This is a genomic window from Pedobacter sp. GR22-10, assembly GCF_026239715.1.
Classification (GTDB): domain Bacteria; phylum Bacteroidota; class Bacteroidia; order Sphingobacteriales; family Sphingobacteriaceae; genus Pedobacter.
In genome coordinates, this window is the sequence record NZ_JAPIVR010000002.1 from 23,070 (window position 1) to 35,162 (window position 12,093).

Consider the following 12,093-nt stretch of genomic DNA (forward strand, 5'->3'; position numbering starts at 1 on the left):
TTAAGGACAATAAGCGATAAAATAAATATCATGAGTGCAAAAGTAGGAATAATCATGGGCAGCAAATCAGACTTACCTGTTATGCAGGATGCCGCTGATGTGTTAAAGGAATTTGGGATTGATTATGAAATCACCGTAGTATCTGCGCATAGAACACCTGAACGCATGTTTCATTATGCGAAGGATGCCCATGCCAGAGGTTTAAAAGTAATCATTGCCGGAGCTGGCGGTGCAGCTCATTTACCCGGAATGGTGGCTTCTATTACCACATTGCCTGTAATTGGCGTTCCGGTAAAATCTTCCAACTCCATTGATGGCTGGGACAGTATTTTATCTATCCTGCAAATGCCTAATGGCATTCCGGTAGCCACAGTTGCACTTAATGCCGCTAAAAATGCCGGCTTACTGTCTGTTCAGATTTTAGCTACGGCAGATGAATCTTTAACCTTAAAAATGCAGGCCTACAAAGATGAGTTGAAAAGAAAAGTGGAAGAAAGCGCTGAAAGCATGTAATCCCCTATTTCCATTTGATGAACGCTCAAACTGAACTACTCAATGCTAAAAACCATTATCAGATTCTTGATGGTTTACGTGGTGTAGCCGCTTTTTTTGTGGTGATGTTTCATATTATGGAAGCATTTGCGATGGGCAACCGTTTCGAACAGCTGTTAAATCATGGTTATCTGGCCGTTGATTTTTTCTTCCTGTTATCTGGTTTTGTAATTGCTTATGCTTATGATGACCGTTGGGAAAAATTAACAAAATGGGCGTTCATTAAACGGAGAATGATCAGGTTACAGCCCATGGTCATCATCGGGACGATTATTGGTGCCGTTTTATTTTATCAGGGCGCAGGAGCAACATTCCCACCCATTGCGCAAACGCCTGTCTGGCAGCTGATATTAATTATGTTAGTTGGTTTTACTGTAATCCCCGTATTGCCTTCTATGGATATCAGGGGCTGGCAGGAAATGCATCCTTTAAATGGTCCGGCATGGTCCTTATTTTTCGAATACATTGGTAATATTTTATATGCCCTACTGGTAAGAAAATTTTCTAAAACCGCATTATCCATTCTGGTTTTATTGGCTGCCTGTTTATTAATTTACCACACCGTATTGGGGAAGCAGGGCGATGTAATTGGCGGCTGGTCTGTGAATACCGAACAACTTACCATAGGTTTTACCCGGTTATTATTTCCTTTTTTTGCAGGTGTGCTGTTATGCAGGTTTGGGAAACTCATTCATATAAAAGGTGGATTTTGGATCTGTGCCGTTTTATTGCTTACGGTATTATCCTTTCCGAGGTTGGGTGGACCAGAAAAGCTTTGGATGAATGGATTATATGAATCAGTTGTAATTATTTTTATTTTCCCACTGATTGTTTCTATTGGTGCCGGAAGCCATATCGCTGGAAAAACCAGCCAGAAAATATGTAAATTTCTGGGCGATATCTCCTACCCGCTTTACATCACCCATTATCCACTTATTTACGTTTACACGGCCTGGGTGATTGACCATAAAATTCCAATGGAAAAAGGACTTCCAATGGGCTTATTATTATTTGCCGGAAGTATTGGTATTGCCTATTTAAGTTTGAAATATTACGATGAACCCGTTCGAAACTGGTTGCAGAAGAAATTTTTGAAAAAATTTAAAGCCTAATTTAAACTCGGATCAATCGGAAAATTGCTTACATGTGCATATTTGGGGCCGAGATTTACAATTACATCCCGCCAGAGTTTTTCATCATCATTACCAAAAATAAGATCGAGATCAGATACCTCGCTTACCATCCAGGCATTTTGTTGCAATTCTCTGTCCAGCTGCCCGTTATCCCAACCAGAATAACCCATAAAAAACTTAACCTCATGCTCATCGATGGCATTGGTATTGATTAAAACTTTAAGCGTTTCAAAATTACCGCCCCAATACAAGCCATTGCCAATGGGCTCCCCGCTTTGTAGTTTATCATAAGCCCTATGGATAAAATGCAGGGTATCAGCAGCAACAGGTCCGCCGAAATAAATATGATTTTGAGCTTCCCATAGATCCTGCATCACATCTTTCAAAATAACATTCGCCACCTGATTTAAAATATAACCCACAGAACCGTCATTGCCATGCTCAGACAATAATACCACAGACCGCTTAAAATTAGGATCAGACATAAAGGGTTCAGAGATCAATAAACGACCTGTTTTTGGTTTTATATTGTTAAGCATGATGATAATCATTTGTAGCACCATAAAAGATGCCTATTTTTGTTTTATGCAAGTTACTAATGAATATCTACAAAACCTGCGCCAAGAATATAAAAGCGCCACGTTAGATGAGTCTGACGTAGATAAAAATCCTATTACACAATTTAAAAAATGGTTTGACCATGCAGTTGAAGCGCAAATTTATGAGCCGAATGTGATGACCCTGGCTACTGCTGATAAATCAGGAAGACCAGATGCCCGTATTGTGCTATTGAAGGGAGTGGATGATGATGGATTTCGCTTTTACACCAATTACTTAAGTGCAAAAGGTAAAGAATTAAAAAGAAATCCTTATGCCGCACTGGTATTCTTCTGGCCGGAGCTGGAAAGACAAGTAAGAGTGGAAGGAACGGTAGAAAAGCTGGATAAGGAAACTTCAGAAGCCTATTTTAATACCCGTCCGGTAGCAAGCCAGATTGGTGCCATTGCATCACCCCAAAGCCAGGTGATTCCAGACAGATCTTTTTTAGAGGAAAAATTTGAGGATTTAAAAGCCAAAAGTGAAGATAAAGCCATTGTAAAACCAGCACATTGGGGTGGTTATGTCGTTAAACCCACACGCATCGAATTCTGGCAAGGCAGAAGAAGTCGCCTGCACGACCGCGTGAATTTTGAATGGATTAAAAATGAATGGGTTAGAACCCGATTGGCACCATAATAATCTATCTAAAATACAATGGAGATCTCCCATCCGGCAAGATCTCTATCTTTAATTCAAATCATAAGCTATAATTTCAAAGGAAGTGTATATATGAACAAAACAGCCAAAACGATTAAAAACATCTCAGTAATCGGGTCCGGAACGATGGGAAATGGTATTGCACATTTGTTTGCACAGTTTGATTACCAGGTTAGCCTGATCGATATCAATGCATCTGCACTTGAACAGGCCATAAAAACCATTGATAAAAATCTGGACAGACAAGTGAGTAAAGGATTATTAATTCCTGCACAGAAAACAAGTGCCCTCCAAAACATCAAAACCTTTACATCCATCAGTGAAGGCGTGGCTCATGCAGATTTAATTGTGGAAGCGGCAACTGAAAATGTGGATCTGAAATTAAAAATATTCAAGGATCTTGATCTTTATGCGCCAACCGGTGCCATTTTGGCGTCCAACACTTCATCCATTTCCATTACACAAATCGCGGCGGTTACACATCGCGGAGCACAGGTTATTGGAATGCATTTTATGAATCCGGTTCCGGTGATGAAACTGGTAGAGGTAATCAGGGGTTATCAAACCAGTGATGAAACCACCAAAACCATCATGTCGCTTTCCGAAAAGCTTGAAAAAGTTCCTGTTGAAGTAAACGATTACCCCGGTTTTGTGGCTAACCGGATCTTAATGCCCATGATTAATGAAGCCATCTATACTTTATATGAAGGAGTTGCTGGCGTTTATGAAATTGATACCGTTATGAAAATGGGTATGGCTCATCCCATGGGCCCGCTTCAACTGGCTGATTTTATCGGGCTTGATGTTTGTCTGGCCATCCTGAAAGTACTACATGAGGGATTTGGAAATCCTAAATATGCACCATGCCCGTTACTCATTAATATGGTTGCTGCTGGCAAAAAGGGTGTAAAATCAGGTGAGGGATTTTATAAATATCATGCCGGTTCAAAAGATTTAGTTGTTGCTGACAAATTTATTAAATCCTAATTTTTTTAGTATTTTATTTTATATTTGCAATATGAACGAAAATCTTGATCCGGATCCAAGCCAGCTTTCACCTACAGATCGTGACATTGAAAGGGTACTGAGGCCACAGGCATTTGAAGATTTTACGGGCCAGGAAAAGGTGATGGAAAATCTGCGCATTTTCGTTCAGGCAGCCAAATTACGTGGTGAAGCACTCGATCACGTATTGCTGCACGGCCCGCCGGGTTTGGGTAAAACCACACTTTCTTATATTATTGCCAATGAAATGGGCGCCGGAATTAAGGTTACCTCAGGCCCGGTATTGGATAAACCGGGAGATTTAGCCGGACTTTTAACCGGCCTGGATGAAGGCGATATCCTTTTTATTGATGAAATCCATCGCTTATCACCTTTGGTAGAAGAATACCTATATTCTGCGATGGAAGATTTTAAGATTGACATCATGCTGGAAACCGGCCCAAATGCCCGTTCTGTTCAGATCTCGCTTAATCCTTTTACATTAGTTGGTGCCACCACCCGATCTGGTTTGCTGACTGCACCGCTTCGGGCAAGATTTGGAATCAACTGCCGTTTGGCTTACTATGATGCCAAATTACTAACCACCATTGTTCTTCGTTCGTCAGATATTTTAAATACCCCCATCAGTGATGAAGGTGCTTTTGAAATTGCCCGCCGAAGCCGGGGTACGCCGCGTATTGCCAATGCCCTGTTGCGCCGAACACGTGATTTCGCACAAATTAAGGGTACAGGCAGCATCGATCCTGAAATTGCCAACTATGCCTTAAATGCACTAAATGTGGATGAACATGGCTTGGATGAAATGGATAATAAAATACTGACTACTATTATCGATAAATTTAAGGGCGGCCCGGTGGGTTTAAAAACCATTGCCACAGCTGTTGGTGAAGATGAAGGTACCATTGAGGAAGTTTATGAACCTTTCCTGATCCAGGAGGGATTCATCATGCGTACCTCACGTGGAAGAGAAGTAACAGAAGCTGCCTATAAACACTTGAAAAAGAATTATCCGGCACAAACCGGGAAATTATTTTAACCTCATCATATACACTATAGCTGCATGTTAATAATAATGATGCTATGCAAAATGGGTTCCCGCTGATTAATAGGGATTCTCGCCGATTGAAATTGTCAATACCCAAACATCATTTAATGTCTGCATTTATCTTCAAAATCTACGGGAGAATATAAATGGTGATGGTTCCCGCTGATCGATAAAGATTATCGATGATTGAAATTGTTAATATCCACAACATCACTTAAGATCTGCGTTTATCTTCAAAAATCTGCAGGAGAATATAAATGTTAATGGTTCCCGCTGATCGATAAAGATTATCGCTGATTGAAATTGTTAATATCCACAACATCACTTAAGATCTGCGTTTATCTTCAAAAATCTGCGGGAGAATATAAATGTTAATGGTTCCCGCTGATCGATAAAGATTATCGCTGATTGAAATTGTTAATATCCATAACATCACTTAAGATCTGCGTTTATCTTCGAAAATCTGCGGGAGAATATGAAAATACTGTCATTCAAAAGGTCTCGCAAATCAATTAACCATCAGTAAAATATCCTGAAAAGGATATGAGCTACATTTTTGAATCTGTTTTACTATTATAATTATTATTTAACCAAACATTTAGTGACGCCATCCGTTCAGTTAGGGTAAAACCAGCAAATTATGAATATTGAATTACGTAAGCTAACGCTAGAAGATTATGCCGACTTAAAAGAATCCATGTTGCAGGCCTATGATAGTATGGGCGGGTCTATATGGCCAAAAACCAGTATCGCCAAACTCCTGAATATTTTTCCTGAAGGACAAATCTGTATCGCCGTTGATAATAAGGTGGTAGCCTGTTCACTTTCCATTATTGTAGAGTATGATGAATATGGCGACCGGCATACATACAAACTTATTACAGGTGATTATTCTTTTACAACACATGATCCAAATGGTGATACGCTTTATGGTATCGAAATTTTTGTTCATCCTGATTTTCGCGGATTAAGACTTGGAAGAAGACTATACGAAGCCAGAAAGGAACTTTGCGAGAGTTTAAATTTAAAAAGTATCATTGCCGGCGGAAGAATCCCCGGATACCATACCTATGCCCAAACGTTGACACCAAGGCAATACATTGATAAAGTAAAGGCGAAAGAAATTTATGATCCAACCTTAACTTTTCAGATTTCCAATGATTTCCACGTGAGAAAGGTTTTAAAGAATTACCTGCCCGGGGATAAAGAATCAAAGGAGTTTGCCACCTTAATTGAATGGAACAACATCTATTATCAGGGGGTAGATGCCTCTGCTCGTTCGGCCATGACGATCAGGCTTGGTTTGGTTCAGTGGGAAATGCGTTTGTTCCCGGATATGGACGTATTTTATGAGCAGGTAGAGTTTTTTGTGGATGCCTTGAGCGGATATAAAGCTGATTTCATCATGTTCCCCGAATTGTTTAATACCCCGCTCCTTCAACCTTATAACCACCTTCCGGAAATTGAAGCCATGCGTAAGCTGGCCGAAAAAACACAGGAAATTGTTGACAGAATGCATGAATATGCCTTAAGTTATAATGTTAACATTATTACAGGTAGTATGCCTTTACTGGAAAATGGCAAACTATACAACGCCACCTATTTATGCCACCGTACAGGTAAAATAGATGAGTATCGGAAAATACACATCACCCCAAATGAGCAAAAATATTATGGAATGATCGGCGGAGATAAAGTACAGGTTTTTGATACGGATTGTGGTAAAATCGGAATTTTGATTTGCTATGATGTGGAGTTTCCTGAACTGAGCAGAATTTATGCGGATCAGGGGATGCAAATCCTCTTTGTACCATTTTTAACCGACACACAAAATGGTTATACCAGGGTAAGGCATTGCGCACAGGCCAGGGCCATAGAGAACGAATGTTATGTAGCCATTGCGGGTTGTGTAGGGAATTTACCGAAAGTAAATAACATGGATATACAATTTGCGCAATCAGCTGTTTTTACACCATCTGATTTTGCTTTTCCAACCAATGCAGTAAAGGCTGAAGCTACACCCAATACAGAAATGGTACTGGTAGTTGACGTGGACTTACATTTACTGGATGAGTTACACCATTATGGAACGGTTAAAGTCCTTAAAGACAGAAGAACAGACTTATACCAAACCAAATTATTAAAATAATTTTTTTTTGCAAGTTCACGTTCTGCTTCAATCTGAACCTAAAAAAACATCATAAAAAATGCCGGTTGCATCAACAACCGGCATTCAATTTAATCTAAAGCTACTTATTTTCTTAAAGCAAACCATACGATCAATCCGATAATTACAGCAATCGGTAGGATCCATTTTAAAACAGAACCTGCGCCATTCTCATCTTTTTCCGTCACAGCTGGCTTTGCTGGTCCGGGATCTTCTTTATGATTTTCATAATCTTTCTCAATCGGTTTAGGAGCTTCTCCTGATTCCGTATGTTGTGGATCTATATTTTCCATATTTAGTTTATTGAGTAAACCCCTTAAATCTTCATTTATGATTCATTAAGAAATACTATAAATTAATTTAGTTTCTAATTCAAGAACACGTGATTAATCAAAATGTTTTAAATCCTAAGCCTTATCTTTGCGTCAACGTGTACAATAATGCCGCAAAATATAGCCTGCTAATAAAAAATGAAGCCAAACGTCTTGGGTTTTTAGATGTGGGTATTTCAAAGGCCGAATTTCTGGAAGATGAGGCACCCCGGCTGGAAAAATGGCTTCATCAAAATTACCATGGTGAAATGAAGTACATGGAAAATTACTTTGATAAACGCCTTGATCCGAGATTGCTGGTGGAAGACGCTAAATCTGTTATTTCATTATCGCTCAATTATTATACGGACGAAAAGCAATTGGATCCTGATGCACCTAAAATCTCCAAATATGCCTATGGTCAGGATTACCATACCGTCATTAAAGATAAACTGAAGGCACTGACCTTTTTTATTGAAGAAAATATCGGAGCAGTATCAGGTAGGGCTTTCGTAGACTCTGCTCCAGTTCTGGATCGTGCCTGGGCAAAAAAGTCAGGTATTGGTTGGATAGGAAAAAACTCCAATCTGATCAGTAAAACAGAAGGCTCCTTTTTCTTTCTGGCTGAACTGATTGTAGATCTGGAACTGGATTACGATCATCCCTTTCAAACCGATCATTGCGGTACCTGCACGCGCTGTTTAGATGCATGCCCAACAGATGCTATTATTGCCCCACAGGTGGTAGATGGAACGAGATGCATATCTTATCTGACTATTGAGTTGAAAAATGAAATTCCTACAGAATTCAAAGATAAAATGAGCAACTGGATGTTCGGCTGTGATATTTGTCAGGATGTTTGCCCATGGAACAGGTTTTCAAAAGCCCACAACGAAGATGCTTTTAAACCAGAAAACGGACTTCTGGATTTAAGTGTTCAAGACCTGACCGAAATTACAGATGATGTATTCAAAAAGGTGTTTAAGGGTTCGGCTGTCAAACGCACTAAATTTGCAGGATTGAAAAGAAATATTGATTTTCTTAAACCAGAATAGCTTTAAAAGCAGAATAGCCTTAATAATTAAGGCCACTCTGGTAAATATAAATTTAGCTATTTAATTCACATTAAAAGTATTATCGCCTTTTGCTTTATCCGGAACATGGCTGCTACCCATTACCACTTTATTGAGCTTTTTAGTTGTTTTAACCGGAATTAAAACTTCCTTGGCCCCCTTTTCCCATACCCCGATTGTCGTATGGCTTTTCGCTGTAGTGCCATCGCTGTAAGTCAGCGTCAGGTCTACAGGCAGTGGTTTGATTCCTTTGTTTTCTACAGCAACCGTATACCCGTCATTGGTTTTATTTACAGCTTTAATACCTAAATCTAAAACGCCACCTTCAAAAAACCAGGTTTTCCAGAACCAGTTCAGGTTTTTACCGCTTCCTTCATTCATGCTGTTAAAAAAATCGTATGGCATAGGATGTTTGCCGTTCCAGTTTTTAATGTAGGTATGCAGTGCTTTGGTAAACAATTCATCACCCAGGTAATCTTTCACAAACAGATAAGCTAAACCGGGCTTAGGATAAGAATTTGTAAATGAACCCGAACCCTTCAAATCCGTTGTCAGCGTCATAATAGGTGAATCATCTTTTCCTCCTGATGATGAAGCAGTAGGCTGAACGCCGTATTCATCCACCATTGTCGAATCAATCATAGGAGAAATCAGCCACTCCCCAATCGTTGCCCAGCCCTCATCCATCCAGCCATATTTGGTTTCATTAATCCCCATATAAAATGGAAACATGGTATGGAAAATTTCGTGATCGGTAAGGGTAATGGCATCCTCGCGATTACTAACCGGATTGTCATTTACCATCATCGGATATTCCATTTGATCTAAACCATCAAAAATAGTTTCATGATTGTATGGAAAAGGCCATTTTGGAAAAACAAAACTCATCGATGATACTGTTTTACGCGCAAAATCTATCACCTCGTAATAATCTTTATGCTTTGGATTAAATACCGCATCTACACGCGTTCTTCTCCTGGTTTTCGGATCAACCACCAAGCTGGTTGATTTCCATAAATAATGATCACTCAAGGCGAAAACAAAGTCAGTTACATGCTCAGCTTCAAACTTAAAAGTATTGAATGCATTGTTTTTAGTCACTTTTTTAGTTGTCAAATCCTGATCTGTGATCACATCAATCACTTCATCCTTCTTTTCTGCAGCTGCAAGTCTGGTCACAATCTGCTCCTGAAAAACGTCTGACGCATTTTTTAGATCACCTGTTGCCCAAACACCGTATCCGCCCGGAACTGTGATTTCTGCGTTAAACTGATCAAAATCATTATAGAACTCTTCGGCACCGGTATATGGAAATTTATTCCACCCATCCACATCATCATATACTGCTATCCGTGGAAAAAAATAAGCCACAAAATAAGCACCTTCATCTACCTGACCGGTACGCAGATGTGAACCTTCATTTAAGGTATAATGATAATCGATATCAAATTTAATTGTTTTGCCAGGTAGAACTGCAGGTATTTTAACCGTCATGTTTGTACCGTTAATCTGGTAATCGCTGATGATCCTTCCTGTTGCAGTTAGTTTTTCAATGGCTACTCCTTCGCCTAAATCAGATTCTGCGATTTTAGATTTACGGGGGGTACCTTTTTGGTAAATATTAGGATATAGCTTAAACCAGATTTCGGTTAAGGTATCCGGACTGTTATTGGTATAGACTACGCTAACCTTACCTTTTAATAAGCGATTTACCGGATTGAAATCTATTTTAAGATTATATTTAGCAGCATTTTGCCAGTAATTTTTACCGGGCTTTCCATTGACATTTCGGGTTTCATTTTGATAGGTTTTCTGAAATTCAGGCGCTATGGGTAAAATGGTTTGTGCACTGGCATAAAATGCCGTGCCCAATAGCAGGCTAAATATTTTTATAAAATTCATTTTTTTTAAACTTTAGGGCAAAGTGCCTGGCACATGGCAATCAGTCAAGCAATTAAACAATTTACGTTTCGCAAGCAATTAAATAATCTAAACAGTTACCTAATTATCTATTTTCCAAACTTCATTTTTAATTGTTCCAGCATATCGGTATTGATCGGCTCGGCAGGTTTTTCAGGTTTTGGCTGCGGTTTTTTAAACTGCGGACGAGGTGCGGATGGATTTTGCGGTGGCTTCGGTGTCTTGTTCTCGTTTTTCCGGGCATTAAACTTCGCCCATTCCTCATCCAGTTTCTTTTTGGTGTAAAGCGGGAAATCACCATTTTTCATCCAGGCATAATAGCTTGGTTCTACCGCAAAAACCTGTTGCGCGGTTTTGCCTTTATGCTTTCCGAAGTTAAAACAAACTTCATCCTGATCATTATAAACTAAACGACCAGCAAAATCTACAGGCTTATTTATGTTGGTAAAAGTGTGCAAAGCATCTACATCATTTACAACCGGAATGCTTTTAACCCCCTGTTTGCTTTCAAATTCAGTTTCCTTATACATTTCCAGCTGACCCAAAAGCACTTTATAGGTTGCTATTACATCTGCTTCAGCGGCATGTGCATTAACCAAATCTTCCTGGCAATAGAATTTATAAGCTGCTTTCAATGTGCGCTGCTCCATCTGATGGAAAATATTCTGCACATCAACAAACTTTCTTTCAGTCATGTCGAAATCAACTTCTGCCCTCAAAAATTCTTCCAGGAGCATCGGGATATCAAATTTATTGGAGTTATAACCGGCAAGGTCACTATCACCGATAAAATCTGCTATTTCTGTGGCCAGCATTTTAAAGGTGGGTGCATCGGCAATGTCTTCATCATAAATTCCGTGAATTAAGGAGGTTTGCAAGGGAATAGGCATTTCAGGATTTACACGCCAGGTTTTAACCACTTCAGTTCCGTCAGACATTGCTTTTAAAACCGCAATTTCTACTATTCTGTCTGCTCCTACATTTATACCTGTTGCCTCAAGATCAAAAAATGCCAGAGGTCGCTTTAAATTTAATTTCATCAGTTTTACTATCAGATTGAGATGAAGCTGTAATCAACATCCATTAATATATATTTATTCAAAAGTGCTAAAAAGGATTGGTTTGTTTGTACAACACATTTATTTAATTCAAAATATTTCCTGGTTATCTTTCCGAATATTAAATTGCGAAAAAATTACGCTTTACATGAAAACCTTCTTGTTATCTCTTGTGCTTTGCTTTTCTGCATGGTCTGCATTTGCTCAAAATTTTACTTACGGACAGGTTACCCATGATGAGATGGACTTTGACCGGAAAAAATCGACAGCAATGCGAATGCGGTTGTATTGAAAGAATTCGGAACAGCTTGCATCCAGAAGGATGACATCAGTGGGCAGCTTGAACTGGTTTTCGAATACCATACCAAAATTAAAATATATAATAAAAACGGTTTCAGTGCAGCAAATATCATTATCCCAACCTATAAGGGTGCCAATTATGAAGAGCTTATTACTGAGTTGAAAGCCTCTACATTTAATTTTATCGATGGAAATTTCGCAGAAACCGTTATGGATAGAAAAGCTGTTTTAAAGAAAACAGATCGAAATACATCCAGTTAACGAAGTTTACT

Annotated in this window: 12 protein-coding genes; 8 read left to right on the plus strand and 4 right to left on the minus strand. The window is 39.2% G+C overall.

Translation table 11 applies throughout. The annotated features are described in order from the left end of the window. Positions 1-30 precede the first annotated feature (30 nt). Together purE and OQX64_RS07645 are read left to right on the plus strand one after the other, a co-directional pair. Positions 31-513, plus strand: a complete 483-nt coding sequence (gene purE / locus OQX64_RS07640; RefSeq protein ID WP_265818313.1) for a 5-(carboxyamino)imidazole ribonucleotide mutase — start codon at positions 31-33, stop codon at positions 511-513. 17 nt (positions 514-530) lie between these two features. Continuing rightward, the gene (locus tag OQX64_RS07645) at positions 531-1,664 is read left to right on the plus strand and encodes an acyltransferase family protein (RefSeq protein ID WP_265818314.1); all 1,134 of its coding nucleotides are present in this window, start codon (positions 531-533) and stop codon (positions 1,662-1,664) included. Here OQX64_RS07645 and OQX64_RS07650 read toward each other — a convergent pair. Next, the gene (locus tag OQX64_RS07650) at positions 1,661-2,224 is read right to left on the minus strand and encodes a YqgE/AlgH family protein (RefSeq protein ID WP_265818315.1); all 564 of its coding nucleotides are present in this window, start codon (positions 2,222-2,224) and stop codon (positions 1,661-1,663) included. The two genes, OQX64_RS07645 and OQX64_RS07650, sit on opposite strands and share 4 nt — an antisense overlap. A gap of 46 nt (positions 2,225-2,270) precedes the next feature. On the opposite strand from OQX64_RS07650, the gene pdxH reads away from it, so the two are divergent. The 4 genes from pdxH (at position 2,271) to OQX64_RS07670 (ending at position 7,141) form a co-directional block, all read left to right on the plus strand. Beyond that, a complete protein-coding gene (gene pdxH / locus OQX64_RS07655; RefSeq protein WP_265818316.1) occupies positions 2,271-2,921 on the plus strand; it encodes a pyridoxamine 5'-phosphate oxidase in 651 nt (216 codons plus the stop codon). Positions 2,922-3,014: 93 nt separating this feature from the next. Continuing rightward, positions 3,015-3,929 carry a 3-hydroxyacyl-CoA dehydrogenase family protein gene (locus OQX64_RS07660; RefSeq protein WP_265818317.1) on the plus strand — a complete coding sequence of 305 codons (915 nt, stop codon included), beginning with the start codon at positions 3,015-3,017 and terminating at the stop codon, positions 3,927-3,929. 31 nt (positions 3,930-3,960) lie between these two features. Further along, positions 3,961-4,983, plus strand: a complete 1,023-nt coding sequence (ruvB, locus tag OQX64_RS07665; RefSeq protein WP_265818318.1) for a Holliday junction branch migration DNA helicase RuvB — start codon at positions 3,961-3,963, stop codon at positions 4,981-4,983. Positions 4,984-5,632: 649 nt separating this feature from the next. Beyond that, positions 5,633-7,141, plus strand: a complete 1,509-nt coding sequence (locus tag OQX64_RS07670) for a carbon-nitrogen hydrolase family protein (RefSeq protein WP_088302166.1) — start codon at positions 5,633-5,635, stop codon at positions 7,139-7,141. 104 nt (positions 7,142-7,245) lie between these two features. Here OQX64_RS07670 and OQX64_RS07675 read toward each other — a convergent pair whose 3' ends face one another. After that, complete coding sequence (locus tag OQX64_RS07675) at positions 7,246-7,452, minus strand: hypothetical protein (protein ID WP_088302167.1); 207 nt, start codon at positions 7,450-7,452, stop codon at positions 7,246-7,248. Between the two features lie 137 nt (positions 7,453-7,589). Here OQX64_RS07675 and queG point away from each other — a divergent pair, with 137 nt between their 5' ends. Then, on the plus strand, positions 7,590-8,525 hold the full coding sequence (gene queG, locus OQX64_RS07680; RefSeq protein ID WP_265819036.1) for a tRNA epoxyqueuosine(34) reductase QueG: 936 nt from the start codon (positions 7,590-7,592) through the stop codon (positions 8,523-8,525). A 60-nt stretch (positions 8,526-8,585) separates the two neighbouring features. Here queG and OQX64_RS07685 read toward each other — a convergent pair whose 3' ends face one another. Next, positions 8,586-10,445 carry a M1 family metallopeptidase gene (locus OQX64_RS07685; protein ID WP_265818319.1) on the minus strand — a complete coding sequence of 620 codons (1,860 nt, stop codon included), beginning with the start codon at positions 10,443-10,445 and terminating at the stop codon, positions 8,586-8,588. Between the two features lie 107 nt (positions 10,446-10,552). Beyond that, a complete protein-coding gene (locus OQX64_RS07690; protein ID WP_265818320.1) occupies positions 10,553-11,503 on the minus strand; it encodes a 3'-5' exonuclease in 951 nt (316 codons plus the stop codon). A 306-nt stretch (positions 11,504-11,809) separates the two neighbouring features. On the opposite strand from OQX64_RS07690, the gene OQX64_RS07695 reads away from it, so the two are divergent. After that, complete coding sequence (locus tag OQX64_RS07695; protein ID WP_265818321.1) at positions 11,810-12,082, plus strand: hypothetical protein; 273 nt, start codon at positions 11,810-11,812, stop codon at positions 12,080-12,082. Positions 12,083-12,093 lie beyond the last annotated feature (11 nt).

What these genes read in the sequence shown, in the direction of transcription:
- ruvB (WP_265818318.1), top strand. Translation starts at nt 3,961, where the DNA reads ATGAACGAAAATCTTGATCCGGATCCAAGCCAGCTTTCACCTACAGAT.
- purE (WP_265818313.1), top strand. Translation starts at nt 31, where the DNA reads ATGAGTGCAAAAGTAGGAATAATCATGGGCAGCAAATCAGACTTACCT.
- OQX64_RS07650 (WP_265818315.1), bottom strand. Translation starts at nt 2,224, where the DNA reads ATGCTTAACAATATAAAACCAAAAACAGGTCGTTTATTGATCTCTGAA.
- OQX64_RS07645 (WP_265818314.1), top strand. Translation starts at nt 531, where the DNA reads ATGAACGCTCAAACTGAACTACTCAATGCTAAAAACCATTATCAGATT.
- OQX64_RS07670 (WP_088302166.1), top strand. Translation starts at nt 5,633, where the DNA reads ATGAATATTGAATTACGTAAGCTAACGCTAGAAGATTATGCCGACTTA.
- OQX64_RS07660 (WP_265818317.1), top strand. Translation starts at nt 3,015, where the DNA reads ATGAACAAAACAGCCAAAACGATTAAAAACATCTCAGTAATCGGGTCC.
- OQX64_RS07690 (WP_265818320.1), bottom strand. Translation starts at nt 11,503, where the DNA reads ATGAAATTAAATTTAAAGCGACCTCTGGCATTTTTTGATCTTGAGGCA.
- pdxH (WP_265818316.1), top strand. Translation starts at nt 2,271, where the DNA reads ATGCAAGTTACTAATGAATATCTACAAAACCTGCGCCAAGAATATAAA.
- OQX64_RS07675 (WP_088302167.1), bottom strand. Translation starts at nt 7,452, where the DNA reads ATGGAAAATATAGATCCACAACATACGGAATCAGGAGAAGCTCCTAAA.
- OQX64_RS07685 (WP_265818319.1), bottom strand. Translation starts at nt 10,445, where the DNA reads ATGAATTTTATAAAAATATTTAGCCTGCTATTGGGCACGGCATTTTAT.